The organism is Yersinia artesiana (assembly GCF_902726545.1).
In the GTDB taxonomy this organism is placed as follows: Bacteria; Pseudomonadota; Gammaproteobacteria; order Enterobacterales; family Enterobacteriaceae; genus Yersinia; species Yersinia artesiana.
The window spans coordinates 1-26,445 of record NZ_CACVAD010000041.1 but is presented as its reverse complement, the minus strand read 5'-3'; the positions used below and the strand labels follow the sequence as shown (position 1 = coordinate 26,445).

Here is a 26,445-nt window from a genome sequence, read left to right as displayed (position 1 = left end):
GAGGCAAGGTCACATTTTTAAACGTGTCGTCATTTTCTTTGTCAGCTGGCGTTATTTACCTGCCAGCCACTGTTCACCAAAACGGTCTGCGGCAAGGATGGCGGCATAAACACTTTCTGCCGAAACCGGGAATGGCATATTGTGAATCGTTTCCCCTTCCGAACAGGTTGCTTTTGCAACAGCCATAATTTTCTCTTCAATGCCTTCTTTAACGCCCATCTGCGCAAGTGTGATTGGCAGGCCGACTCGCTGGCAGAAACCCATCACCGTTTCAATCTCTTCCATCGGACTGTTTTGCAGCACTAACTGTGCCAGCGTACCGAAAGCGACTTTTTCACCGTGGTAAAGATGGTGGCACTCTTCAAGGATGGTGAAACCATTATGAATCGCATGCGCTGCCGCCAGACCGCTACTTTCAAAACCAATACCGCTCAGATAGGTGTTTGCTTCAACAATGCGTTCCAGTGCCGTCGTCACCACGCCTGCTTGTGCCGCCAGGAGTGCTTTTTCACCTTCGTTCATCAAGGTGTCGTAGCAAAGGCGCGCAAGGCTTAATGCCGCAGCAGTGGACTGCCCTCCCGCCATGCTGACCGCTCTTGCGTCATAACACGCTTTCGCTTCAAACCAGGTAGAGAGTGCATCGCCCATCCCGGCCACTAGCAAACGTACTGGCGCTTTGGCGATAATGGCGGTATCCATCACCACCATATCGGGGTTTTTCGGGTAAATAAGGTACTCTTCAAACTCGCCGGCTTCGGTGTAGATAACAGACAACGCGCTGGTTGGCGCATCAGTAGAAGCAATGGTCGGGATGATAACAACTGGCAGTTTCTGGTAATAACCAATTGCTTTTGCGGTATCGAGGGTTTTCCCTCCGCCAATACCCACCACGCCTTTGCAGCCTTTCTGTTTCAGAATGGCAATCAGGCGGTTGATTTCCACATGGCTACATTCACCGTTAAAACGCTCTGCGTGGCAGATAATATCGTGCTGGTGCAAACCATTGAGCACCTTGTCCCCAGCCAGCTTCATCACGAAATCATCAGCAATCACAAAAAAGCTATCCGCTAAATTTTTAGCATATTGACCAAACAACGCGGATGCATCAGGACCCTGGAGATATTTTGCCGGAGATTGAATAACTTGTAGCATTCTCTTCACCCTCAAATTGATTTTTTGAACTCGTTTACATGATGACGCCTGACGTTGCTCACTCTTGCTAATCGGTTCCAGCGAGAGGTTGAACACTGCGGCGCGGTAACATCACTCTAGAGCGGGTGCCGGACAAAAAAATCTTCATAATTTTTGTTCCCATATGAAACGTAAAATCAAAATGTAAGTTTCATTATGGAACGTATAACCTGAACAAAAGTAAGGATTGAGATCCTGATCCGTCTTTGCATCACAGTCAGTATGAACAAAGAAACTGAATAATAACCCTTTTACTTGAACCCTCCGAAAAATAATGCCCGCTGGACACGGCGACCAGACCTGGCTAGCACATCAGAAACATTCAAAAGATTGCCCAGGCTCTCATTGTTGTCGTTTGCTGGCAAAATGAGTTCCATTTTGAAACAAATTAATAATTTTCCGTTCCACTATGGAACTGGTTTTTTCGCTGTTTTTTTTTCCCCTGCCCAGGAGAGAATTATTGCGTCGGCTGCAAAAGGTTTTGCGAAGGCCGATACCCTACACCGGGCCTGAACAACCCAATGACCCATAGATCTCCTGCGGAGTATGAATAATGAAAAAACTGATTAACCGTGTGGAAAATGTACTGAGCGAGCAACTTACTGGGCTGGCTAAAGCTCATCCTGAACTGAAACTGCATCAGGATCCGGTTTACGTGACCCGTGCCGATGCCCCTGTTGCGGGGAAAGTCGCTCTTTTATCTGGCGGCGGTAGTGGCCATGAACCGATGCATTGCGGCTTTATCGGCCAGGGAATGCTTACCGGAGCTTGTCCTGGTGAGATTTTCACCTCCCCAACACCGGACAAAATGTACGAATGCGCCATGACGATTGACGGTGGTGAAGGCGTCCTGCTGATTATTAAAAACTACACCGGCGATATCCTCAATTTTGAAACCGCAACCGAGCTGCTACACGAAGGCGGTGTTAAAGTCACCACTGTGGTGGTCGATGACGATGTGGCAGTAAAAGATAGCCTGTACACCGCAGGACGCCGTGGAGTTGCCAATACGGTCTTGATTGAGAAATTGGTTGGGGCGGCAGCAGAACGAGGCGATTCTCTGGAAGCCTGTGCCGAACTGGGTCGCAAGCTGAATAATTTGGGGCACTCTATTGGTATCGCGTTAAGCGCCTGTACCGTTCCTGCGTCGGGGATACTCTCATTCGAGCTTCAGGATGACGAAATGGAGTTTGGGGTGGGCATTCACGGTGAGCCAGGTATAGACCGCCGCCGTTTCACCTCGCTGGATAACACCGTAGATGAGATGTTTAGCACGTTACTCGAAAATGGTAACTACAGCCGAACCCTGCGCCAATGGGATCGCACCAAGGGCAATTGGCAGGAAGTAAAACAAGCCAAACAAGCACTGCAAAGCGGCGATAAGGTGATTGCGATGGTCAACAACCTGGGAGCCACCCCACTTTCTGAGCTGTACGGCGTCTACAACCGCCTGGAAACATGCTGCCAGGAAGCTGGGATTTCTATCGTTCGTAACCTGGTTGGCACCTGGTGTACTTCGCTGGATATGGCAGGCTTCTCGATTACCTTACTGAAAGCGGATAAAGAGACTCTCACTTTGTGGGATGCCCCTGTTCACACCCCTGCATTGAACTGGGGTCACTAAGGAGATTGCAATGTCACTAACCAAAAATCAAATTGTTAACTGGCTCTACCGCTGCGGGGAGATTTTCACCTCCGAGTGTGTTTTTCTGACCGGGCTGGACAGAGAAATAGGTGATGCAGACCATGGGCTGAATATGCACCGTGGTTTTAGCAAGGTCGTGGAAAAACTCCCTTCCATTGCTGACAAAGACATTGGTTTTATCCTGAAGAATACCGGCATGGTGCTGCTTTCCAATGTTGGCGGCGCCAGTGGCCCCCTCTTTGGAACCTTCTTTATTCGTGCAGCCCAGGTGACTCAGGCCCACCAAAGTCTGACGCTCAATGAGCTGTATCAGATGATAAGTGAAGGTGCCGACGGCGTGATTAATCGGGGCAAAGCAGAGCCAGGCGACAAAACCATGTGTGATGTTTGGCTACCAGTTGCCGAATCGCTAAAGCAGTCCAGCGAGCAAAATTTGTCGCTGCTAGCGGCCCTGGATACTGCCTGCCAGGTTGCTGAGCAGGCAGCACAATCGACTATTACGATGCAGGCTCGTAAAGGGCGTGCCAGTTATCTGGGTGAGCGCAGCATCGGGCATCAGGACCCTGGTGCAACCTCGGTGTTGTTTATGATGCAGATGCTGGCCGCGGCGGCCAGAGAGTAAAGCAAAGGATAAGGCGATGGTAAACCTGGTAATTGTTTCTCATAGCGCCCAACTGGGCCAAGGAGTCGGGGAACTGGCCCGGCAGATGTTAAGGGGGGATGGCTGTCGGTTGGCCATCGCCGCAGGGATCGACGATCCTGTGAATCCCATTGGTACGGATCCCATTAAAGTCATGGAAGCGATTGAATCCGTGGCCGATACCGATCATGTGCTGGTCATGATGGATATGGGGAGCGCCTTACTAAGTGCTGAGACGGCTTTGGAATTACTCGACCCCGTCATCGCACAGAAAGTCCGCTTATGCGCAGCGCCTCTGGTAGAAGGAACCTTAGCGGCTACGGTCAGCGCAGCCGCAGGTGCTGGCATTGAAAAAGTGATTATGGATGCACAAAACTCACTACAGGCGAAACGTGTGCAGTTAGGGCTACCAGCGGAAGAGGCTACCGCACCAACGTTGGCGAGTAATGAATCACTTGGCGGTGAAGCGTTGTCTGCCACTGTGGTCATCAACAATCCTCATGGTTTGCATGTTCGCCCGGCGGCGCAGTTGGTTTCAGCGCTGGCAGGGTTTAATGCGCATCTGGTGCTCGAAAAAGACGGTAAGTGCGTCAAGCCAGATAGCATTAACCAGATTGCCCTGCTCCAGGTTCGCTACCAAGACACACTTCGCTTAATTGCCAAAGGCCCGGAAGCCACTGAAGCGCTGGTGGCATTTAAAACACTGGCGGTGGAAAACTTTGGCGAGGATTTGGCAACACAACCTTCCCGCCAGCAATCCACTGCGGATGTGGTTACTGTCAGCGGTGAGGTGCTGCGCTACTCTCCGGTTAATTTTGCATTAAGGGAATCGGCTAGTAACAGCGCTGATGAAGAAGCCAGACGTCTGAAAATGGCCATCAGCCATACTCTTGACGATCTCAACAGCCTCACCCAACTGGCTGCTGAAAAATATTCCGACGACATTGCGGCGATTTTTTCGGGTCACCATACCCTGCTCGACGATGCGGAACTCATCGACAGCGCCTGCGAATTGCTGCGCACTCATGGCTATAGCGCCGAATGGGCCTGGCATACTGTGATGGCTGATTTAAGTGCGCAGTATCGTCAATTGGATGATGCCTATCTACAAGCTCGTTACATCGACGTAGATGATATTTTGCAGCGCGTGCTAGGCCATCTGACGCAAACCACGGAAAGACACCCGCAACATCAGCGCCCGACGATCATCATTGCTGATGATATTTATCCCTCTGTGGTGCTTCAACTGGATACCCGCAAAGTGGCAGGTATCAGCCTGAAAGAAGGAAGCGCTCTGTCGCATAGTGCAATTATTGCCAGAGAGGCTGGTATTCCGTTCCTCTGCCAACAGGGAGATGCCTTGCAAAATTTTTGCAGCGGTGACTTGCTAACGCTGGAAAACGTACCCGTCCGTTCGTAGTTACACAACCCAATCTTCCATCCTTAACATTCGCCCCGGAGATCTCTCCGAGGGAATGTTGTACCTCATGTTCAGGAAACCGTTATGTCGCAATTTTTCTATAATCAACGCGAAAACCTTGTTAATGACGCTATCGAGGGAGCCATTGTCGCCTGCCCGTGGAACAATTTAGCCCGACTGGAAACCGACCCGGCCATTCGTATTGTGGTGCGCAGTGAGCTGGATAAAAGCAAGGTTGCTATTATTTCCGGCGGTGGTGCCGGGCATGAGCCAGCTCATGTCGGTTTTGTTGGCAAAGGAATGCTAACCGCGGCGGTTTGCGGTGATTTATTTGCTTCACCTAGTGTTGATGCGGTACTGACTGCAATCCAGGCGGTGACAGGTGAAGCAGGCTGCCTGCTTATTGTTAAGAACTACACCGGCGATCGGCTCAACTTTGGGCTGGCGGCAGAAAAAGCGCGTCGCCTGGGCTACAAAGTCGAAATGGTTATCGTTGGGGATGATATTTCACTGCCGGATAACAAACAGCCGCGCGGTATTGCAGGCACGATCCTTATCCATAAAGTGGCGGGTCATTTTGCCGAACAAGGCAACTGCCTGGACACAGTTGTGCAAGAAACACGTTTTGCTATGGCGCGCGTCTTTAGTCTTGGTGTTGCCCTCTCCAGTTGCCACCTTCCCCAAGATCCTGATGATGCCGTTCGCCACCATCCAGGCCAGGCAGAGCTTGGAATGGGTATTCATGGTGAACCAGGTGCCAGCGTTATTCACACTCAAAATAGCCAGCAAATCATCAAACTGATGGTCGATAAACTGCTCGTGGCGTTACCAGCGACAGGTCGTCTGGTGGTGATGCTCAACAACCTGGGCGGCGTTTCTATTACCGAGATGGCTGTCCTTAATCGTGAACTGGTGCATAGCGCTTTAGCAGGCCGTATCGACTGGCTGATTGGGCCTGCAGCGCTAGTAAGTGCACTGGATATGAAAGGTTTTTCCATCACGGCAATGGTAATGGAAGGCAATATTGAAAAAGCGCTGATAACTGATGTAGAAACCGCTAACTGGCAAACACTGGTTCGCCTGCGTTCACCGCGCATCATACCCTGTGCTTTACAAAGCGCCCGAGTCGCATTCCAGCCTTCAGAAAATAACGCAGTGGGTCACTATGTGGATGTGGTCACCCAAACGTTATCGAGCCTGGAAAGTGTACTTAATGCCCTGGATGCCAAAGTGGGCGACGGTGATACCGGTTCAACATTTGCTGCCGGAGCCCGCGAAATTGCCTTATTACGTCAGCAAAGCCAGTTACCACTGAATCAGCTGGAAACGCTTTGCGCATTAATTGGTGAACGTTTAACTGTGGTGATGGGCGGTTCCAGCGGTGTATTGATGTCCATTTTCTTTACTGCTACAGGGCAATCACTCCAGAAAGGTGAGTCAGTTGTAGCGGCACTGCAAACGGGTCTGGCACAGATGAAATACTATGGTGGGGCTGATTTAGGTGATCGTACTTTAATTGACGCATTGCAACCCGCTCTCGAAGCGCTTGCAAACCAACCAGGCGACCTTAAAAACGCATACCTGGCAGCTGAAGTGGGTGCCGAGAAAACCTGCCATGCCGCTAAAGCCAACGCCGGTCGCTCGTCATATCTGAATAGCGACAGCCTGGTAGGTAACATGGACCCTGGCGCTCATGCCATTGCCATGGTATTTAAAGCCCTAGCGGGGCACGCTTAGACCGCATTATGAATTAGGGTAAATAAGTGACGTTGAGGGAGGGCGTATGGTCCTCCTTCCGCATTTTTAAATTATGAGTACAAATGGATTAATAAATTGTCACTATTCAGAATAGATTCTTAGTTACAGGAAAATGATGGGTATTTTTAGATAATGAAAAAATTTCACTTATGGAAAATACAGACAAATAAAAACAGGAAGGATTACGTGGGATGGGTATGTAACTAACATATTTAATTAATGCTATTTTCTTCTGTGTTCAATAATTCTCAGGAGTAAAATTCAACGTCACCATGCAATTTTAGGTTATCGAAAAAACTGAGATGGAGGAACTATTCCTAATGTCTAAATGTGTTTTGCTATAGAACACAAAACCAGTACATTTCGTAAGCTTTTCCATTGCCTTTCATATTCACAAAACGTTAACGTTCATCTGTTGCTTGTAATTCAAAAAATAAACTAACTACGAATGCTATCCTGACAGTTACGTTAAATCATCCGTCTAAGATTCAACGTACGCAACCCCTAGCGAATACGGAGTCCATGTTAGTTACCAAATCGCGCTTACCAGCTGATTTATGGCTATTTCCGATGACGTTTTTCAGTGAGTAGCACTCCAGACTCAGGTCTGCAATCATCTGATTTAGACATAGACCTGAGTTTTAAAGTCTTTTATCTTTGTAATATCTGAAGAGATTTCCAGTTAATGGGATGGACCCCCCCTCACTCTTCGGTTAGCTGTACGGAATACGATCAACAGAAGAATCATCATAAATATTATTTTTCGGGATACTAATCTGGCTAAAATGTCTTTCAGCTCTGCTGTGTTAAACTTTGTCTGCAAGTCGGTATATACAAAGCGCATCGGTCTAAAAGAATTAATCCATATGGTAGCAGATATGCCAGTATGCTAGATCAGTGATTAAGCACCCGCAGTGGCATTTTAATAATTTTTGAAGAAAGCAATGACACAACTCCAAGTTCATATGTAAGAGTACATCATTAAAAAACTCACCAAGATTAATTTCGTATTGAAGTTTAAAGTGCAACTTTCATACGCAAAAACAACTGGTACTGGCAATTGTATCCAACAATTTCTGGCATGAAACGCCCCCATGATAATGAGCTGTTATCTGATTTACTTGAAGACGAATATAATGAAATTATAGCCATAGCTTAAATTTTTGTGATGGCAAAATATGTAGTCACTGAATATGCGGTCTACCCATCTTGACGATGTAATAGTTGTTACGTCGTCTCAGCACACAGGTTAATGCCATTTTTAAACAAAACATGGTACCGAATCATATCTTCCCAAAATTTTTATCGGTGCAATAATGTAGTACAAATCTACAATGGCAGGAACTTATTGATATACTGTTGCAGTATAACTCAGAAATAAAAGCAGAGACTGCTCACTTTCGAGCAGTCCGGACCTTACCACATCTGTTACAAAGAAACCGCCTCAGCATGTTTATAACGGTCTCATTAATTTTTTTCTACTAAATCAGTAAGCCTTAAATATCGTTGATCCGTGATCAGCCGGGGCTCTACATCTTCAATCAGTGCAAGTACTTTCTGTAGCTCAAGTGGCGGGCGGGTAAGACTTAATGGCGTAATTCTGTTCATTAAATCCAGTGTCGATTCAGGGAAAATGGTTGTAAGTGGTTTTTTATTACCGTGCTCTCGAGTGAAGCGATATAACGGACAATATTCAGTTTCCAACGGGGCCAAGAACGTCTTAACTGTTTCGTAAACCCTATGAAAATCATCACCGGTTTCCCCTAACAATCCTATCCACGCTTTCGCTGAAGCTAGCGTCCTATATCGACGTTCTCTGGGCCAGTCCTCATTGATTAACGGAATAATGTATTTAGCCCAACCGTTATCTTCTTTTTGCCCAACAAAACCCAACCAAGCGATGAAGCGATTTCGTGTTTCATCCGACATAGAGCGCAACACCGGGCGCATTTCACCTCGGCAAAGACCGCCCTCTTCATCAATTTTAAATATTCTCATACGTCCTAGCCATAGGGCAGCCTCTATGGACAGTTCTTTCTCCCAAGAGAATCTTTTTAGCCACGGAATAAGCTCTAATAGGCTATGACCTGCCCCCAGGATTAGATACAAGGCTCAGTTAGTAATGTCGGATCCTTCACTCTCAGAATTACCCTTTCTCCAGCTCGCTGCAAATTCAGACGGCGTCTGATAATTCAGCGTGGAGTGCGGGCGACATTCGTTATAATCCTGACGCCATTCGCTGATGGTTTTCCTGGCATGATTGACGTCGCTGAACCAGTGTTCATTCAGGCATTCATCGCGAAAGCGTCCGTTAAAACTCTCAATAAATCCGTTCTGCGTCGGCTTGCCGGGCTGGATAAGTCGCAGCTCCACTCCATGCTCAAAGGCCCACTGATCGAGCGCGCGGCAGGTAAACTCCGGGCCCTGATCGGTTCTTATCGTAGCCGGATAGCCGCGAAACAGCGCAATGCTGTCCAGAATACGCGTGACCTGCACGCCTGAAATCCCGAAGGCAACAGTGACCGTCAGGCATTCCTTTGTGAAGTCATCGACGCAGGTAAGGCACTTGATCCTGCGACCAGTAGCCAGCGCATCCATGACGAAATCCATCGACCAGGTCATGTTGGGCGCCGCCGGGCGGAGCAGCGGCAGACGTTCTGTTGCAAGCCCTTTACGACGACGTCTGCGTTTAACGCCCAGCCCGTTCAGATGATAAAGGCGGTACACGCGCTTGTGATTAACCAGAAGCCCTTCACGGCGCAGTAACTGCCATATGCGGCGGTAGCCAAAACGCCTGCGCTCCAGTGCCAGTTCAGTAATGCGCCCTGATAAATGGGCATCAGCCGCCGGACGCTGAGCGTCATAGCGGCAGGTCGACAGGGACAAACCTGTGAGTCTGCAGGCACGACGTTGCGACAGACCGGTCGCATCACACATCAACACCACGACTTCGCGCTTCTGGTCTGTCGTCAGTACTTTCGCCCAAGAGCCACCTGAAGCGCCTCCTTATCCAGCATGGCCTCGGCGAGCAGCTTCTTGAGTCTGGCGTTCTCTTCCTCAAGCGACTTCAGGCGCTTAACCTCAGGCACCTCCATGCCGCCATACTTCTTACGCCAGGTATAAAACGTGGCGTCGGAAATGGCGTGCTTACGGCAGAGTTCACGGGCAGAAACTCCGGCTTCAGCCTCGCGGAGAATACTGATGATCTGTTCGTCGGAAAAACGCTTCTTCATGGGGATGTCCTCATGTGGCTTATGAAGACATTACTAACATCGCGGTGTATTAATCAACGGGGAGCAGGTCAGCTAGGTTTAATAAGTCTAACTACTGGGTTTGAAGGCCCATTACGATCATGAAGAAATCCATTCCATGCAGGTTCTGAAACTGGATTATCAAAGACAAGCATTGGTATAAGGTGTTCCTTTGTCCAGACGGGGTCAACAAACATCAGCCAGTTCAGATTGCTGGCTGCTATTGCAACGGCATGGTCTGCTCCTTCCCCCGGTGCATTGAATAGATACTCAATGCGAGATTTAATATCATCCGGAATCAGTAAGCCAGCATCCTGTTCTTCTCCTGGAATAGAGTGAATAAGGGCCTTGGTACATCGACCTATCGGGCCATTAAGTGCATGACCAAATGTGCGTCGGGAGGGTAGAATTAGTTCGCCAGTTTGGCGAATATCACGAAGAGCGCCCTTTGTAGAATCAGTCCCACCGCTCAATATGCCTTCGACTACATGCTCATAGACAGTCCAACTGAGGCCTGCATCAAACTTAAGGGTTTTAACAAAGTTTTGTTCAAGCCAATAGCTTAATGTATGACGCAGTTCGACTATAACTACATTCGGTAACCGCGCTATTCGATTCAGGAACACCCGTTTCAGCCTAGGTGTAACGTCTGTCGGAAGATCTTTTATCATAGACGACCAGAATTCATTGGGGTAGTCGCCAGCTTTTCCCTTAATAGTCAGTGCAGATAACGCTTTTCTCGGGTTTGCTTTTACTAAACCAAGGAAAGGTTGTTTCATAATAGAACCATCAAATTCCCGCCCTGTCTCTTTCCTTGCTCTATCGATAACCTCATTGACGGGAAGGTCCAAGATTACATCTGGTTTTTCGTCCGTATGAATCCGTTGAGTATACGAGCCTTTACTGGTTACTACAGAGTTCGCCCAACCATTATTCCAACCAGAAATTCCTTTGATCATTTCGGCAAGCCGTTCGTTGTAAAATGTATTCAGTTCACAACCCTGCGACTTGAGATAACTGGCGTAGGAGGCAGCAAGCTCATCTCTCTGTACCGGAAATTCTTCATCTGAACAGTAGGGTATCTGGCTAGGACCTCCCACAATACGCTCAGTGATTTGATTTCGATTCACCTGAGAAAACTCCTTCCAACGATCCACCAAGAGGAAAAGAAGTTCTCGGGAAAGATAAGTGTCCCAGAATTCGTCATTCTTTAAGGCCAAAACCTCTTCGGCAACATGATCAGCCTTAAAAACTCACTTTTTGTTAAATGCATACAGCTTGAGCTTACGAAAGAAGAATTGTTCTGTTGCGGGCCAAATCGTTGCATGAGCATTTGCAAGGTCTGGCCACATATCAGCCATTCGATCAAAAAGTGTGACGAACCAAAGTAAGATTTCGCCGGACTCACTGAAGAACTCTTTTCCCTCAACTTTGCGGTCCGGATAACAGCTCGGCGTTTTAAAGTAAAGCGCATCACTATTACTAAGCAACTCTGAAGCAGCGGTCAGTTGTTGCTCCAAGATGTTGATAATTTGAGGCAATACATCATCGGTAATTCCTAAATCTTCATTATGCCTCTTTGGAAAAACAAGTTCGCACTGCCCTAATTCACTAAACTGTATTTTCTCCCAGTCACCACTTGGCGGCCTGACTTCCCCCAAGCCACATGGTGGTTTAATAACCAATCGCGGTGTTGTAACTCTCCGAAATTCTCGTATAACACTTGCAGTCCAGCCCACGGCATTAATTCGTGCTTTCAGGTCGAACCAATCGTTATTATATTTATAATTACGAGTATCTAGGTTGTGTTCAAGTATCAAGCTCCAGGCATGACGAGCACGGGTATGAAGAGTGCCTGGACGCTCAGATTGCCATTCTAGCTGTTGTAGAAGTTGTGGATGAAGTCGATTTTGTTGGATTGCCCACCAGGCAATTACCGGGCTATCAAGCGATTTACCAAACCAGGAAACGAGGTGGTAAAGTCTTTTAGGTAAAGCCTCAAAGCCCCCCGTCAGGCGGTGACAATATGGCGGGCTATCATCTTCTTCACGCCATATAAGGAGATTGTCGTTATTAATCCCCTGTTTGAGCTCATCATCAGATATATTTCTTAGGTCGTCATCCAATCCATAAGCTGCACCAGGATCGAATACTTCGTCGTCGCTACAAATTCGCTTTTGTTTCGCTGACCGGATATTTGCATCCATCACACAAACCCATTCTGGATGAGGGCGTGGAACAGCTTCAGAGAATAATCTCGCACCTTGTGCTGTGCGGAGTACATGAGCAATTTGACCACGTTCATACGGTGCCATAGTTTTCGGGTCTTGCTGGCTTTTAGCGATCACAGAAGCTCGCCATTTACGTGGATCATCAGCTCGCTCTGCCCATGCGGCCATACTCTTCCAGAGCATGGGATGATCGGAATAGGCTATAGCAGTGACACCGCGATCACGCCACTTAGCTTCGATCTCTTCAGGAAGACCACGATCAAATGCATAGAGCCTTGACCGATCATATTGCCCATCATGATTGAGGCCCTGAAGAAGGTATTTAATCGGTGGATCTTCAGCCTGATAGCCCACCAAAACAACGATATATTGTTCCAGTAGAAGTTTGACGAATTTGGTAGCCCAACCTTCTGAGAGATAAGCTCGCCCGAAGTCTGCGCTGTTCAATATGTAGGGATGGCTTTCAGAATTGACTTCTACCAGACGATCGTGCAGATATGTTATTCCCTCAATTTTAGAACTAAATTTTAGTTCTGGGAATGCTGGTGGTACATGCCAAGCCAGATTTTTCCCATCATGGCCTATCTCGAATAAACGGTCGAAGTTTGTTGTAACAATTTGCGGTACTCCACTCTGGTTTGATGAAATTCGTTTGAGGAGAGCATGCTCACGTCCAACTTCTCCTCTCTCCTGGGAAATACTTAAACGCTCGGTGACAAGGCGGTTAACTTCATCCTTACCGTACTCATGGTGGAGTAGATTGAATATCTGATCGAGAGGGATATTTACCGAAGACGGATTACTCAGCCATGGCTTAAAGGCCGTCATGATTTCTGAGTTTGCCGGAGGGGCAAAGCGTTCAATCACGTATTGAGCGAGATCTACAAATGTTGGCATGCCGGACGATATCGAAACTCCGGCACCACATAGAAATACAACGCGACCAGCATCACGCCGTTCTAACAGGATATCTGGTATAGAAGGACCTTCGGGGTGAAATCTCATAAGCTCAACTTATAAATGTTTCGATGCTGTTTTGGTGCCGATGATTTGTACTTTCGCTAAGAAGCTCAGTCTGACGGTCAATTTACCGTAAGTACTTCTGTAGTTGAATATATTGGTGGCAAATAAGTACTGCTGGCTTTACGTGAAGTGAATAACCTACCTTTTAGACTGAAGACGGAGCAATAGAGAGCTCAACCGGGCCAATATAGTCCAATGGTGCTCATCCGGGCTCACTGAACAGCTCAGCAAAATTGCTGAGCCACTTCAGCCACGCCGGCGTCATACTCCCTTATTATTTCTGGCTACAACCAAATGACCGTATCTCCCGGCTGTAGGACTTCGTCCGTTTTTTTGCGAAGTAACTTAACCTGAAGCTCAGATCCTCATAAACCTGCCTGAAGTTATTGGCGTTGATGTTGAGGTAATAGCGCGGGTTCTCGGGGAAATGGACCAGTGTTCGATACTCATTGAAACCACTTATCCGAAGGGCACTCAACCATGCCTTCTGTATCAGTGACGCTATAACCCAACAAAAGCAACGTAGAGAACTCATTGCCGACTATCGCTTGTTGCGTGGGCGTTTATTAGATGACGCGAGGGATGCTCAGGTTGTCTCCAGTCCACTTGCCCTATTGATTGATACGATTGCTGCACGCGCTGCGGAACTGTTTGGAATAGAAGGTGAAGATTTCTTGGAATGGCTTGACTTTGCGAGCCCAGGTGAAATAAGCGATATGGCTGGGAGAGCCGAAACAATCCCTATTGCTCGCCTTGCCGATAGTCTGGACGAACTTGATGGAGTTTTGCTAAGCGCGATAGAAGAATTAAACCAAGGACAGGCTCAGGAATTGACTGCTATGCAGGCTGAAGTGCACCTTGTTCAGTTGTGGCAAAAAACGTTTACAAATGTTGTCGCAGCGCAAGAAGAATGGCTTGCAAAGACTTTTGTGAGGCGCGGGCGGGCACTTATCGACAATATCTACCCAGACAGTGATGAACGGAAAAGACTTTACCTCTACGGTTTTACGCCTTATGTCGGCCGTCGCTTCGAAGCAGTGGCGCAGAAAATATACGAGTTGATTGTGCAGGCAATTAACTATGGTAGTGCCACCGATGCTGAGCGTTTGGCACTCTTCGAGAACATTGGTGAACTGGTTGCTAATGATCGAGGATTTGGCTTCCGTATTCGCAACACGGCAACTGACCAGCGTCTTCTAGACGATTGGCCAAGCCTCTTATCATGGTGGATGAAAGGAACCGTTGCAGATTTTCCAGCTCCTGGCGACCTACGGGCGTGGCAACGATTCGTTACCGATAATCTTGAGTTTCGATTGGGCGTGGCTATTGGAGCCGTAGTTGCTAGAGCTTGGACTAACGGGGAAGGGGATCCGCTGGCTGTACCAACGTTAGAGAAGTGGCGTGCTACAACGGGATTGCCGTGGTTCGGTTTCTGGGCACGAGAATTATTACGCTGGGGTACACTTGACCCATTTGTTGCATTTGTTCTGGCACAGGGACTGGCAAAAACGCGAAATGAAGCGATAGAACTCCGTGCAGAATTTGAGAAATGGCTTAACGAGGGGTATGAAAACCTTGAAGATGAAGACATGATTGATCCTCAATTATTCCTCAAATGGCAACGCAGCCAGCAACACAACAGGGTAATGCAAGCCGAAAGTGGAGTGGAAAACGCGGAGCTGACAGGTACGGACGGGAAATTGAAACGCTACGCCGTCGTCCCTGTTCTACAGGGCAACACTATTCATTGGATAGATGCAGCAGGTTATGAACTCGCAAAATCGCGTGATGAAGAAGGGGTATACTCTCCAGATGCGAACCGTAACGATTTCGAGCTTCGACTGCAGCATCATATAGCGACAGTGGAGCGTACTTTTAAAGTCCGAAGTTAAATCTCACAGGTAACTCTACATAAGCATACTGAACTGTCAGCAGCCCAGACATTCAGTTGGTTGTATTGGGATGGTCTTATACTCAACCAAAATGATTATTCCAATCTTTGAAGACTGCTACAGCTGCTACATGTAGCAGGTTGTAGCAGGGTACCGAGACACAGTATCGAATTTTTTACCGAGAAATGTATCAATTATGTTAATAGACTGGGTGAGGATAAATACCTCACCCTGAGTGCTATTTACAGGCTAATCCGCCTAAGGTTGGACACTGGCTTGTGCCAAAGTTACGGTTGCTGCTGTGGGTATCCTTGGTTCTAGTCTTCGCCAGATACGCCAGTCGAATCAGGAAATCCCAGTAGACTGAGTTACGATCCAAGGCATCAATCCTGGTAAACCTGTAAACAGCATTAGGTGGGAATTCAGTTAATGTCGCGTATTCTTCGTGAGCAAGCCCTATAGCACTACACCAGGCTTTCTGTATTCGGGTTGCCATATTTTTAGCATTGAGTTCTTGGTAATTGCCTAGGTACCCATACACATCTGCATTAAACAACAACATCAGGTGGTAATGGGGATGCTCGCTTGTGTCACGTTCTCTACACCATCCATAAAATGGCAATATTGGATTACCCGGTCTCCTGGACCGGTTATGATCTGCCCTTAACTGGCTTTTCAGTGAATCGAAGAAGCGAGTGATTGCCTGCGTATCGTCTCGCTGGAAGCACAGTGGTAGATCAGGCTCTCCCGGTACATGAGACAGAGCGAACCTCGGGTCAGTACGAATACCCAGTATACGCTTATGCTGCTCCAGCGCGTTATAGACCATGTTAAGTAATGCGATGAGCATGTATCTGTCTATAGGTGATTTATACTTTTTGGAAGCTATTGCTGCCAAATAATCAATTTCTTCGTTGGTAAGTGAATATTGTGATTCCATAATAATCCTTCATTCTGTAAATATTAATCATTAGGTAATGGGTAGCCCTCACGCTACCCATGTGATGTTGGATATAATCCCTAGTGGGGGGGATATGCAGGTATAAGATTAGATTATTGATAAAGGTATATTACATATACCAGTTAAAACCCATTGATTACCCTCGCTAATAAATCAAGCTAAATCCGCAGCGTGACTAGCTTCTAGAATAAAATATATTAATCAGAAAGACATTGGTTACTCTGAAGTTATTCATGCCTTGGTAGTTTATTAAAACCAACAGACCCAGATGAAATTAATGGTATGTTTAATGCAATAGCCAAATCTTCAGGCTTAATTTCTGAACCAATTAATTTCACGTAATCAACACCACCCTCCTTGAATAACTGAACCTTTCCTTCACTTTCAAGCTTATTTAAAGCAGATATCAGGCGCTCTATGCTCCTAAGAGAATTTGGACCATCTCTACGAATGCTATGCCTCCTAAAGTCGTAAGATTTATTACTGGGAACATGTTCCTCAAGCCAAAAAAACAATATTTCAGAATCACTATATTTTCTGGTGGAATCTATTTTCATCATCAAATGATTAATAAACCATTCAGTTATTTTAAACGCTGATACCAAAGTCTCCTTAGTAATTATTGGTGAGTCGGGTGTAATAAACATTTGCATTACAGCTGCAATTCTTGAAGCATGCTCCATAAATCGAGCACCAAAATCATCATAATGGTGTAGTTCGCCTCCTTTTTTTATTTTTTCCTGAATTTCTCCACTCTGTGAATTCCAGGCGACTTGTGCCTCCGGAGAAAAAGTAACACAGATACGTTCTTCATTTTTCTCTCTGCGCTTTATCCCATCTTGCAAATGCTTAGTGAGAGTAGAGAAAAATCCTTCAAGCCCTGACTCACTAGACCATGAACAGGCATTAGGGACGTCACACAATTCATGTATCTGCTCCATGTCAATAGGTAATAACCGGGCTAGACACCCAGAACTTTTTGCTTTTTGTCCCTGTTTATCAAGAAAGCCATCAAACAAACTAGGTTGCATCATCAGCAGCATCGTTAGCCGTGCATCATCAACATCGTAACTGTCACGAGAAGCCCTGCTGTCTGAAATTCTTCCTTCCCCCCAAAGAGAGTTAAGTACTGGTGTATTGCGGAAAAGATTACCGTCGAATAATCCTCCGGCCTCATCAGAACCGAGCATCAACGACGGAGACCCAAGTGCTAATACTTTTCTAAGCCCCTCACTTGTCGAATCGTTTTTAGTAAGATATTTTCTTGCTGGAACTGCTGGTTTTCTTCTTTGGCATTCCTCCAGTACTTCAAGCGCTTCAGTCACATCGGTCTTCTGACGAATAGCTTTGCTATATTGTTTTTTAAGCTCTTTTAACTCAGTTTCCCAAGATATTAACTTCAGCTCATAAAGTTTCTCCTTTAACAGAAAATCATCTTTCAGCTCTTTTTCCAGTCGGTAGATAGGCTCCATTAACAACCTGAATACGGTTGATTTCCTGCTACCTGAGCGTGCCAATAGCATGAGATAAAGTGATGTAAAGGTTTTCCCATTTTTAAGCTGAACATCAAATTTGTCCTGGCAGGCAAGTGCCATTACCCCAAGTAACACTATTAAAATAAGTTCAGCGGCGGCTCCTGTTTTATAATGTATGTAATTTATTATTTCTTGAGCAAAAGTGGGTAGCGTCTGAAATTCTAGACAGAGCTCTTTGTTTTGCTGGGATTTATTTCTTTTAGACATACATGTCATCACTCCTCTGTTTTCAGAAAAAAAATAAAAAACTACAGGTTTCTCTCCTATTTTCTATAAAAACTTAATTATCCTTAACGTTCATTGATCCAATAAAGAAGATCGCTTAATAACCAACCACAAGATTTTAATCCAATTGATTTCCTTTGAGGGAATTTCCCTAATCGCTCCAGTTTCCATGCTGTTGACCGAGATACAGATGTGATGTATTGACGTTCTTTCTCTCGAACCAGGCGATCGCTAGGTTCACCGTAGCCCTGCAAAAGTTGTAACCGCTGTTGAGTTGTTGGGTAGTTAAATAATGTTTCCATTCTGCCTCCTTCGTTTTGGTTGAAGAAGAATGAACTATGGATGAGTCTAAAAAAAGCGGCATACCACTTGCTAAGGCTTAGTAAGTGCTTAGCAAGTGGTGGTAGTGATTATTTTTTACTTAATTTCAACCAGTTACGTACTTCTTCGCAAGTGAAGTTAACATCAAAATTGTATGTATTTGACTGTGCTATTTCTGTTAGTACTTCAGCTACAGCAGAAGGATTTCTCAAAAATTTTTTATCTTTAAAATGCTCACGCAGTAGCATATAGATCATCTCACTAACTCTTGCTTTTTCTCGATACTGTACATTCCGTTCGACTGGTGGATTATCCATCCACAATTTCACCGTTGATGGGTTAATCGGAATACCTTCTTTTTGAAAAAACCAAGCAGCTTTACCTGGAGGGACCTTTCCATTTCGAGAAAAAATCTCATTGATTAGAATGTATATTGCAATTCTACTATTCGGTGGATAGTAAGATACTATTACATCTTCATATTCCTCAGGAGCACTAACACTACCATCAGTATTTTTAATAGTAGATTCAGATATCAGATCATTATAAAATAGCTCAATCGCTTCTCTTTCAATATAAAGATTTTTTATTTCTGATGTTAAAGATTTACGGAAAACCAAATAGTCATAATCAGAATTATAAAAAGGAGAAACAAAAACAACTCCAGCTTTGTTTTTCAAATTATTATATTTTTCTTTATCAGACAATACGTACTGTGCACGGCTAAAATGCGTAGTCTTTGTCGGTCTTATATGCCAGTAACCATACGCCATTCCATCATATCTATACTCGTTATATCCTTTAAAGAAGCGAATAGACCACTCATGTTTAAACTTCCATTGAAAGTGTTTTTCTAAGTTCTGCTCAGGTGTAAACGATAAATATTCATGAAGCGGGTTACTTTCGTGTTGAAATAAATCCATTCCATTACGGACATCATATTCAAAATCATCCTTATTTTCTCGACAATGCCTTAACGTGCATGGTTCACCATCAAAATGAATAAAAATATAAAACTTCCCTATTATCCACTCGCTAATAATAAACTCAATATCCAGACCAAACTTATCAACAACTTCGGATAAAGAATAGAATAACTTCATTACCAACCCCCATCACACAACACCTTAATTCATTTGTATTTTTTAATTCATTGCTATCATTGTAATTGATAACTAATTAGTACAATACTAAAAAATCCAACTTACATGGGAGTTTTTTACATATGTCACTTTTAACAAACTACATATTGATAATGAGATATAATCCGAGCAGGCTCAATAAGTATCGAGCAATTATTAAATTTTTTCTAATCGACTATGGTGTAGTTGTAAGTCTTACAACACATTCAGCAACCTTGCTAGACTTAGCTTGTACCACTATTATAGCCAGATAGCATAAGGAGTCCTCAGATGAGTAGCCAATCAACATCACCGCAAGTTACAAAAGCCCAGATTTATCGTTCCGTTGCCAGCTCAACCGCGATCGAAACGGGCGTTTCTGTGCAAAAAATTGAGCAGCAACTCAAACAAAACCAGGCACAGGCGAAAGCCGTTGGCCTCGCCCGTTAGTCAGGCAAGATATCGCCCACTAGTTGCATCATGGGACTGTAGTTCCCTGATACGCCTGCCTGTATTGCCTTGAAGTAAAACTCCTTGTGCTCATCCCACAGGCTGTAATCCAGTAAGCCCTTCCCTGCCTGAACCGACAGTACATCGCAAAGCAGCCGCGACAGACGCCCGTTACCTTCTCTGAATGGGTGGATCAAAATAAACTCCACGTGGCATTCAGCCAGAGAACTAACCAGCTCCGGGCGAGCCAGGGATTTCAGTTCACCAGTTCGGGAGAGAAACTGCCTCTCGAAACCATCAAGAAGCAGAGGAATCCTGTCGGCAGCAGCAAACTGGAAGCCACCCTTAGTTAGGTTGGCATTACGCAGCCTCCCCGCCCAGTCGTACACATTCCCCAGCCATTGACGATGCCACCTACTGATGTGCTCAAAAGCCAGCGCCTCAGGCGGCTGGCTCTCAATAAATAGCTGCTCATACAGCATCAGCAGCAGGCCAGACTCCAGCGTATCCATTTCCTGTTCATCAATGATTCCCAGCTTATTAGCCAGCACCAAGTCCCCAGAGCCCGGCTGATACCGCTCTTCTGCTGAATTAAGCTCATATTTTGACAAGCCCTTACCTCCGTCCAAACAAGTTCACAACGTTGTTTTCCTGCTGTCGCTGGTAGTTGTTGACTCTATCTTCCCAAATCTCAAGCGCCCTGCGCTTTTCAGTCAGGTAATCATAACGGTCATAGTGTTTCGAGCTGACGTCGTTCAAAGCGTGATTCTGAATACGGTCGCGGATCTCTTTGCTGATCCCCGCCTCTCCCATCAGCGTTTTACAGGTCCGACGTAAATCTCGCGCCGTGAAAACTTTAAACTCAGGATTAAAGGCCCGGAAATACATGATGGAACGCGCCAGACTGTCGGTACGCACCGGGCGCTCACCGTTTGTTGATAGCGGGAAAATATAGGGACTGTTACTTTCCTTAGTCAGCTCTTTCACTGAAGCTAATTCCTGTAGCGCCGATTCAGTCAGCGGGATCAGGTGCTCACGCTTGTTTTTCGATACATCGGCAATGACCAGGAGCGTCTTTTGCTGCCAGTCAATCGCACTCCACTGGCTGGCAATCATTTCAAATGGACGCTGCCCACCAGCATAAACGCAGAAGCGGATTAAATGCTGCATCAGCGGCCCAACATTGGTGGCCTCTGCGAACTGCTCCATGACAACACGCAACTCTTCCAGCGTTAGCCATGTATCACCCACTTTTTCCGCCGAAGACTGCTTCGGTATGGCCGATACCGGGTTAACTTCAAGGCCGAACGTAATACCCACGCTGGTATTCATCGGATCGTTATCAGCTTTCAGACCGTAGTTGAATGCCGCCATCAAATAAGAACGAACTCGGTTCGCATGGACCACCGCATCACGCTGGATAATACCCGAGAGGATGGTTTTGATCTGCAGAGGCGTCACGTCCTTCGCTTTAGTATCACGAGGAATAACGGTGTAGCACTCTCGCTCCATGCGCTTCAATACATCAGCCCAAGTACGCTTGTTGTCGAGCTTCATCTTGTTAACGTAGCCATGTACCAGTTCTTCAAACGATCCTTGAGAACGATGGATCTGCATAATGTGCTGTTCGGCCAGGCGCTGTTGCTCAAGCTCTTGCTGGGGTTCCTTTCCTTCGACAAGCCAGGCTCCGTACTTTTTCGCCAGTTCATTGGCCGTCACCAGTTTCATCTCAGGCCAGATGCCCAACTGGATGAACTTCTCTTTCTTCCCTTTCTCAACGTAATAACGGAAATAAAAAACTTTGCTGCCTGAAGGCTGAACCTTAACACCAAGCCTGCCAGTACCACGTTGAGCACTGTTGCTCCACACGTAGTACGCCGTGCTTTTTGTCTTCAATCCACGTATAGCAGTCTCGGTAAGATTAGCGGCCATGAGTTTACCTTTCTGAGAATAAGCGTTACCTGACCCGATGCCCATTTCGGGTCAGGTAACGGGTCAGGTAAGGATAGTACAATGGGGAAATAAGAGAACCAATCAGAAACAAAAACAACTTCATAACCGATTGATTATAGACAATTAAAAATACAAACAGAGACAATGGCGAACAATTAAAAACATGCCAATTTTATGACTCATAATCGCTTGGTCACTGGTTCAAGTCCAGTAGGGGCCACCATATAAAACAAGGAGTTAGATGAGGAATCGTCTGACTCCTTTTTATTTGATACGAATAAGCCATTACGCTACCCAAGGTAATCATCATAAAAAAGGGATGCAGCTTTCACTGTCACCCCAAACGTCAAAGAAGAATAATAAGATTTACGGATAAATTTTATACTTCTCACGTAACTTCAGATAATTATCAAGATCGGACTGCCAGTTAGACTCCAGATAATTCACGGTCTCATCGACAGTTAATTTCTTCTTATCTGCTTCTTCCATTAATTTAACCAGATTGCGCGTACCTGTTAATTTAGCCAACCAAGTAGGGCGTATTAGAAAATACTCTTCCTGATGTTCCAGATAATTTACCTCCATCTGAGCAGGGATCACCATGGGATAACCTGCATCTTTAAATTTAAACCACCATTCAACAAAGTAACGTATCGTCGGTTTAATATCGGCTATATTGGTGGCAGTAAACTTTTCACCACACACTTCTTTGCCCGCCTGCGGCCACCCGGTGTTCTGCTGGTTAATATCTACGTGATAGCAGGTATTAATATAAAACTTTCTGGATGGGAAACCCAACTGCTCAAAGGGATAGTCTGAGCCTCGGCCCATATTGACACTGGTTGCTTCGAATAATCCTAAAGAAGGATAAAGCTGAATAGACAAATCACTGCGTAAATTGGGCGAAGGTCTTACCGGCAATGAATAAGGCGAATCATGTGTGTAATTGCCCATGGCGATAATAGTCAAATCCTTTGGCGGGAATTGGTAAGTTTTGATACCAAATGCCTGCCAATTAGCATCATTGAAATGGGTTAACCAGCCTTCATTAACTATCATGCGGGCAAACTCTCCCGATGTCAGCCCGTGCACCATAGGGACAGGATGCATACCAATTCCGGAAATATTCTCCTCTTCAAGAATTGGCCCATAAACATGATTTCCGAGTGGATTCGGCCGATCAAATACCATAAATTGTTTATGATATTTTTGCAGACTTTCTAACATATGATGCATGGAAATAGTGTAGGTAAAATAACGAACACCAACATCCTGTAAATCATAAATAACGATATCCACATCAGATAACTGCGCTTCAGTGGGATGTGCCCTCATTCGCCCATCTTTATCTCTTCCATACAAAGAAATAATAGGGAGACCGCTCTGTTTATCGATGTGATTATCATCCCCCAATCCGGCATCTGCATTCCCACGGATACCGTGTTCAACAGAGAATAGCTTTGTCACTGTAAAATGGAATTTATTTTGCTCGGATAACAATTTATCGACGGTATGACGCCCTTCCTTGTTAATCGAGCTTTGGTTGACCATTAAACCAATGCGCTTATTTTTTAGCAGTGGTCCATAAACATTTTCCTGATCAACACCTAAAATAATTTCTTGGGCAACGCCGGCATGAGCAGCAGTGATAATAAACAGCCCATACAGACATAATAATATTCTCAGGAAATACCCCATCCCTAGTCTCTCACTATTAATAAATTGGTGTTCTGATATATCTAATTAAATATCAGAAATTATGTCTCAACTCCACAGCCCAAAACCAAAAATTATTGCTGGTTTTGTTGCTGTTAGTCCAGGTTTGCTCTGGGCGGTAATAAGTATCAGCAAAAATTGAAGTCTGCTTCGTTAACGGATAGAGCACCTGCAAACCATAGCGACTACGATTCTTTTCTTTATGTACAGTTTCATGATTATTCGAGTCACGAAAACTTTGCGTTCCTCTAACCAGGGCCAGACGCGTATAAGGCATAAACAGAAGACCATTATCAAACTTATGGCGATAAATTCCCCATAAGAAATGCTCTTTGTTATAAAGCGTATTGACCAATTGCTCATCAATATACAAATAGTTTAACCAGAGTGAATTCTTCTGATTAAAGGTGATATTGGCACCAGCAAAATGCTCATTTATTTGGCTCCAATCTCGTTTGTATACGCCATAATTCCCTTTAGCGCGAGCATAATCCAATTTACGATCAATCAAGCGAAATGATAAGCTGGCGTTAAAACTTAGATTCTCAGAATATTGATAATATGCCTGTGGACGGATCCAAATTTCATGCCGCTCTTCACCTTTACGAACATCCCCTTTGTACTCAGGGTCAGCCAATGCCGGATTACTTATTGAGGGATAATGCCAGTTATCATTACGATAACCTAAGCGCAATTTCGCATTACCACTCTTACCATCGTAGGTAAAAGGAAAAGTTCTGGTTACTCCTGCCTGCCAACGCGTACGATCATACTCTGGATTATTATCCAGATATGTTTTTAAAAACTGAATGTCATATAGCCACAGTGAGTCATTCTGATAAATATAGGCACCAACATAAGGTGAGGTTGCCATACTACCTTTAATAAACTTCCAACTTTCATCACTGTCTATCTCTTGCTCTGCACCTATATAAGTTTCGAAGTTCCAGACTTTTTTCTTTAACTTATCCTGTACTTCTTTTTTTTCTTTTTCTATTTGTTGAATTCTCTTATTTAATTTATAAATTTCCTGTTCATAGTCAGTTTCAAATTCATCTGCTAATACAGTCGTACACATTGTTAGTGTGCTGAAAACCACAAGTCCTTTTAAGATATTCATTTTCACCGTCCGTAATTTTATAACGTCGTTAATCCATAACCACGTGGATAGAGTATCTGGCTATTATCAGGAGTTCTAATGTCCACCGGCAATTTCCCATGTGGTTCTGCCAATACATCTAATTTCCCTTTTGGCCCCTGAAATAGCGTTCTTAGCCCACTGCGGATATTAGTTTCTAAACTGTTTCGCACATTATTGGTCACATCGAACCCCGTAATACCATAAATAGCAATATTCGCCTTTACACCGGATAGGTAAGCAATGTCGTAAGGATTGCGACTAGATATAACGACCAGAGGAATATTAGCCTTATTAGCTTCTTCGATGATGCGCTGTGCATTGATGGGATCGAGTTTAAGATTATAGGTAGCAAGAATGATAAGATCTTGACCTTTAATTTGTTTGGCGAGATCTTCAGAGCTGGTATCACTTTTATCCAGTTTTATCACTTGATTTTTAATGGAAAAATCAACGTGAAATTCATTAGCAATATCATCTAGATGCTTAGTAATGAGTTCGTTGCGTGGTTTCTCGTCGGAGAACACCATTATCTTATTTTGTGGCTTAACTTGGTAAGGTAAAACATTATCATTTTTAATTAATGTGATGGCCTGTTCAGAAATGAAATTCTCAATATTCTTGTGGTTTTTCGATGCCACAACTTTTTCCGCAATAGCGACATCATGTGGCTCAGGAGAAATACGCTTATTCAGTTTGGTATAAATGACTCGCTGTGCAGCATCTTCAATACGTTGTTTAAGCGCAGGATCTTTTGTGGCCTCAGTTTTTAAATAAACATAAAGTGCATTGAGTTGTTCAATACTGGTGCGATTCTTAATTTCCATTGGCATTAAGACAATATCATTACCAGCCATAATGGCCTGTTTGATAGACCAGTTACGATCAAAGTTACTGGTAATCGCCCCCATATCCATAGCATCAGTCAGGATCAAGCCATCAAACTTTAGCTGATTGCGGAGGATGTCGGTCAGGATAGGCTTTGATAATGTGGCTGGAGTACCCACTTTTTCGCCCTTAATATTTGTGAGCATTGAATCATCCAGGGCTGGCACAACCACATGAGCAGTCATAATGGCATCAGTCACTGGCATGACTTCGACAAAGGGTTTCAGTTCGACTTGCTGCCATGCAGCTTTATCAATATTGACTGTCGGCAAGGAAAAGTGTGTATCCGAGGTAACGTTGCCATGGCCTGGAAAATGTTTGAGTGAGGTGAGTACATTATATTTGTGAATGCCACTGATATAACTGCGGGCTAATTCCCCCACCAACACAGGATCATCGGAATAAGAACGTACGCCAATAACGGGGTTGTTCTGATTATTGTTAACATCAACTACGGGGCCAAAATTAAAGTTAAAGCCCAAGCTGGATAACTCATAGCCATGGATACTTCCAGCTTGCTGAGCAAACTTGGATGACCCAGTGGCCCCTAATGCCATATTCCCTGGCATTTCAGTACCCACTCGTAAACGAGTGACATAGCCCCCTTCTTGGTCAGTGCTAATAAACAGAGGGAGATTACTGCGCGCATTTTGAAGATTATTAATTAACTCGACTGTTTGTGGTGTATCAATCAGATTTTCACGAAAAAGAATAATTGAACCTAAGTGATAATCGCGAATCATCTTACTGACAGTATCATTAATTTCAATGAATGCTGTTTTATCATCGTTATCAGTATGGTTCCAGGAGCGAATATCAACCATTAATATTTGCCCTAACTTTTCTTCAAAATTCATTTTAGAGATGATTTTTTCAGCAGATATTTTTGGCGATAACCACATCTCTTTCAGTTGTGCATCTGGAATAACAGCTGCGTAAGTACAGGTGCTAAATAAGAAAATTGCGGGTATTATTTTTTTCATTAACTTATCCATCAGTTATGTTTGTCGGGCGATTTTACTTTTTAACTCGTATAATAAAGTGATAATTATCACAGTTGATTGATTCGTCTTTTCACACTAATAA

21 protein-coding genes are annotated in these 26,445 nt (G+C 44.9%); 6 read left to right on the top strand and 15 right to left on the bottom strand.

Features of this window, described 5'->3' with window-relative positions:
- Window positions 1-51 precede the first annotated feature (51 nt).
- A complete protein-coding gene (locus HU019_RS14300; protein WP_095283454.1) occupies window positions 52-1,152 on the bottom strand; it encodes a glycerol dehydrogenase in 1,101 nt (366 codons plus the stop codon).
- 592 nt (window positions 1,153-1,744) lie between these two features.
- On the opposite strand from HU019_RS14300, the gene dhaK reads away from it, so the two are divergent.
- From dhaK to HU019_RS14280, 4 genes are all read left to right on the top strand, one after another.
- Window positions 1,745-2,815, top strand: coding sequence for a dihydroxyacetone kinase subunit DhaK (gene dhaK, locus HU019_RS14295; RefSeq protein WP_095283455.1), 1,071 nt, complete (start codon window positions 1,745-1,747; stop codon window positions 2,813-2,815).
- Between the two features lie 10 nt (window positions 2,816-2,825).
- Complete coding sequence (dhaL, locus tag HU019_RS14290) at window positions 2,826-3,458, top strand: dihydroxyacetone kinase subunit DhaL (protein WP_095283456.1); 633 nt, start codon at window positions 2,826-2,828, stop codon at window positions 3,456-3,458.
- A 16-nt stretch (window positions 3,459-3,474) separates the two neighbouring features.
- Window positions 3,475-4,896 (top strand): dihydroxyacetone kinase phosphoryl donor subunit DhaM, encoded by a 1,422-nt coding sequence (gene dhaM, locus HU019_RS14285; RefSeq protein WP_095283457.1) that lies wholly within the window; start codon window positions 3,475-3,477, stop codon window positions 4,894-4,896.
- A gap of 84 nt (window positions 4,897-4,980) precedes the next feature.
- Complete coding sequence (locus HU019_RS14280; protein WP_095283458.1) at window positions 4,981-6,633, top strand: dihydroxyacetone kinase subunit DhaK; 1,653 nt, start codon at window positions 4,981-4,983, stop codon at window positions 6,631-6,633.
- Between the two features lie 1,488 nt (window positions 6,634-8,121).
- Here the strand turns inward: HU019_RS14280 and HU019_RS14275 are convergent.
- The 5 genes from HU019_RS14275 to HU019_RS14260 all read right to left on the bottom strand — a co-directional run bounded on the left by HU019_RS14275 (window position 8,122) and on the right by HU019_RS14260 (window position 13,694).
- Window positions 8,122-8,652 carry a hypothetical protein gene (locus HU019_RS14275; protein WP_032751337.1) on the bottom strand — a complete coding sequence of 177 codons (531 nt, stop codon included), beginning with the start codon at window positions 8,650-8,652 and terminating at the stop codon, window positions 8,122-8,124.
- Between the two features lie 114 nt (window positions 8,653-8,766).
- A protein-coding gene (locus tag HU019_RS14270) for an IS3 family transposase (protein WP_088581779.1) occupies window positions 8,767-9,887 on the bottom strand; the annotation gives its coding sequence in 2 pieces (ribosomal slippage) (window positions 8,767-9,629 and window positions 9,629-9,887; 1,122 coding nt in all).
- A gap of 68 nt (window positions 9,888-9,955) precedes the next feature.
- On the bottom strand, window positions 9,956-11,035 hold the full coding sequence (locus HU019_RS20180) for a hypothetical protein (protein ID WP_217450922.1): 1,080 nt from the start codon (window positions 11,033-11,035) through the stop codon (window positions 9,956-9,958).
- Between the two features lie 123 nt (window positions 11,036-11,158).
- Entirely contained in the window at window positions 11,159-13,033 is a 1,875-nt protein-coding gene (locus HU019_RS20175; protein WP_217450921.1) for an SIR2 family protein, read from the bottom strand.
- Between the two features lie 400 nt (window positions 13,034-13,433).
- On the bottom strand, window positions 13,434-13,694 hold the full coding sequence (locus tag HU019_RS14260) for a YagK/YfjJ domain-containing protein (protein ID WP_095283460.1): 261 nt from the start codon (window positions 13,692-13,694) through the stop codon (window positions 13,434-13,436).
- Here HU019_RS14260 and HU019_RS14255 point away from each other — a divergent pair.
- Window positions 13,609-15,051: a hypothetical protein gene (locus HU019_RS14255; RefSeq protein WP_167381220.1), complete on the top strand. Its 1,443-nt coding sequence runs from the start codon at window positions 13,609-13,611 to the stop codon at window positions 15,049-15,051. The two genes, HU019_RS14260 and HU019_RS14255, sit on opposite strands and share 86 nt — an antisense overlap.
- Window positions 15,052-15,289: 238 nt before the next feature.
- Here the strand turns inward: HU019_RS14255 and HU019_RS14250 are convergent, their stop codons facing one another.
- From HU019_RS14250 to HU019_RS14235, 4 genes are all read right to left on the bottom strand, one after another.
- Window positions 15,290-15,991, bottom strand: a complete 702-nt coding sequence (locus tag HU019_RS14250; protein ID WP_095283462.1) for an inovirus Gp2 family protein — start codon at window positions 15,989-15,991, stop codon at window positions 15,290-15,292.
- A gap of 248 nt (window positions 15,992-16,239) precedes the next feature.
- On the bottom strand, window positions 16,240-17,754 hold the full coding sequence (locus tag HU019_RS14245; RefSeq protein WP_095283463.1) for a YfjI family protein: 1,515 nt from the start codon (window positions 17,752-17,754) through the stop codon (window positions 16,240-16,242).
- An 83-nt stretch (window positions 17,755-17,837) separates the two neighbouring features.
- Window positions 17,838-18,074 (bottom strand): helix-turn-helix transcriptional regulator, encoded by a 237-nt coding sequence (locus tag HU019_RS14240; RefSeq protein ID WP_095283464.1) that lies wholly within the window; start codon window positions 18,072-18,074, stop codon window positions 17,838-17,840.
- A gap of 108 nt (window positions 18,075-18,182) precedes the next feature.
- Window positions 18,183-19,196, bottom strand: a complete 1,014-nt coding sequence (locus HU019_RS14235) for a hypothetical protein (protein WP_174848959.1) — start codon at window positions 19,194-19,196, stop codon at window positions 18,183-18,185.
- Window positions 19,197-19,505: 309 nt separating this feature from the next.
- Between HU019_RS14235 and HU019_RS14230 the strand changes: the two genes are divergently transcribed.
- Complete coding sequence (locus HU019_RS14230; RefSeq protein ID WP_095283466.1) at window positions 19,506-19,664, top strand: hypothetical protein; 159 nt, start codon at window positions 19,506-19,508, stop codon at window positions 19,662-19,664.
- Here HU019_RS14230 and HU019_RS14225 read toward each other — a convergent pair.
- The 5 genes from HU019_RS14225 to HU019_RS14205 all read right to left on the bottom strand — a co-directional run bounded on the left by HU019_RS14225 (window position 19,661) and on the right by HU019_RS14205 (window position 26,342).
- Window positions 19,661-20,275: a Fic/DOC family protein gene (locus HU019_RS14225; RefSeq protein ID WP_174848958.1), complete on the bottom strand. Its 615-nt coding sequence runs from the start codon at window positions 20,273-20,275 to the stop codon at window positions 19,661-19,663. The genes HU019_RS14230 and HU019_RS14225 overlap by 4 nt on opposite strands.
- A 4-nt stretch (window positions 20,276-20,279) precedes the next feature.
- Window positions 20,280-21,596: a tyrosine-type recombinase/integrase gene (locus HU019_RS14220; RefSeq protein WP_095283467.1), complete on the bottom strand. Its 1,317-nt coding sequence runs from the start codon at window positions 21,594-21,596 to the stop codon at window positions 20,280-20,282.
- 387 nt (window positions 21,597-21,983) lie between these two features.
- A complete protein-coding gene (locus tag HU019_RS14215) occupies window positions 21,984-23,315 on the bottom strand; it encodes an exo-beta-N-acetylmuramidase NamZ family protein (RefSeq protein WP_174848957.1) in 1,332 nt (443 codons plus the stop codon).
- A 52-nt stretch (window positions 23,316-23,367) separates the two neighbouring features.
- Complete coding sequence (locus HU019_RS14210; RefSeq protein WP_174848956.1) at window positions 23,368-24,453, bottom strand: hypothetical protein; 1,086 nt, start codon at window positions 24,451-24,453, stop codon at window positions 23,368-23,370.
- Between the two features lie 17 nt (window positions 24,454-24,470).
- Window positions 24,471-26,342, bottom strand: coding sequence for a glycoside hydrolase family 3 protein (locus HU019_RS14205; RefSeq protein ID WP_174848955.1), 1,872 nt, complete (start codon window positions 26,340-26,342; stop codon window positions 24,471-24,473).
- Window positions 26,343-26,445: the final 103 nt, after the last annotated feature.

Bases quoted from the DNA above. Each gene is read 5' to 3' on its own strand.
- dhaL (WP_095283456.1), top strand. From the start codon at position 2,826: ATGTCACTAACCAAAAATCAAATTGTTAACTGGCTCTACCGCTGCGGG.
- dhaM (WP_095283457.1), top strand. From the start codon at position 3,475: ATGGTAAACCTGGTAATTGTTTCTCATAGCGCCCAACTGGGCCAAGGA.
- HU019_RS14215 (WP_174848957.1), bottom strand. From the start codon at position 23,315: ATGGGGTATTTCCTGAGAATATTATTATGTCTGTATGGGCTGTTTATT.
- HU019_RS14275 (WP_032751337.1), bottom strand. From the start codon at position 8,652: ATGAGAATATTTAAAATTGATGAAGAGGGCGGTCTTTGCCGAGGTGAA.
- HU019_RS14280 (WP_095283458.1), top strand. From the start codon at position 4,981: ATGTCGCAATTTTTCTATAATCAACGCGAAAACCTTGTTAATGACGCT.
- dhaK (WP_095283455.1), top strand. From the start codon at position 1,745: ATGAAAAAACTGATTAACCGTGTGGAAAATGTACTGAGCGAGCAACTT.
- HU019_RS14240 (WP_095283464.1), bottom strand. From the start codon at position 18,074: ATGGAAACATTATTTAACTACCCAACAACTCAACAGCGGTTACAACTT.
- HU019_RS14300 (WP_095283454.1), bottom strand. From the start codon at position 1,152: ATGCTACAAGTTATTCAATCTCCGGCAAAATATCTCCAGGGTCCTGAT.
- HU019_RS14245 (WP_095283463.1), bottom strand. From the start codon at position 17,754: ATGTCTAAAAGAAATAAATCCCAGCAAAACAAAGAGCTCTGTCTAGAA.
- HU019_RS14260 (WP_095283460.1), bottom strand. From the start codon at position 13,694: ATGAGTTCTCTACGTTGCTTTTGTTGGGTTATAGCGTCACTGATACAG.
- HU019_RS14220 (WP_095283467.1), bottom strand. From the start codon at position 21,596: ATGGCCGCTAATCTTACCGAGACTGCTATACGTGGATTGAAGACAAAA.
- HU019_RS14210 (WP_174848956.1), bottom strand. From the start codon at position 24,453: ATGAATATCTTAAAAGGACTTGTGGTTTTCAGCACACTAACAATGTGT.
- HU019_RS14230 (WP_095283466.1), top strand. From the start codon at position 19,506: ATGAGTAGCCAATCAACATCACCGCAAGTTACAAAAGCCCAGATTTAT.
- HU019_RS20175 (WP_217450921.1), bottom strand. From the start codon at position 13,033: ATGCCAACATTTGTAGATCTCGCTCAATACGTGATTGAACGCTTTGCC.
- HU019_RS14250 (WP_095283462.1), bottom strand. From the start codon at position 15,991: ATGGAATCACAATATTCACTTACCAACGAAGAAATTGATTATTTGGCA.
- HU019_RS14235 (WP_174848959.1), bottom strand. From the start codon at position 19,196: ATGAAGTTATTCTATTCTTTATCCGAAGTTGTTGATAAGTTTGGTCTG.
- HU019_RS14205 (WP_174848955.1), bottom strand. From the start codon at position 26,342: ATGAAAAAAATAATACCCGCAATTTTCTTATTTAGCACCTGTACTTAC.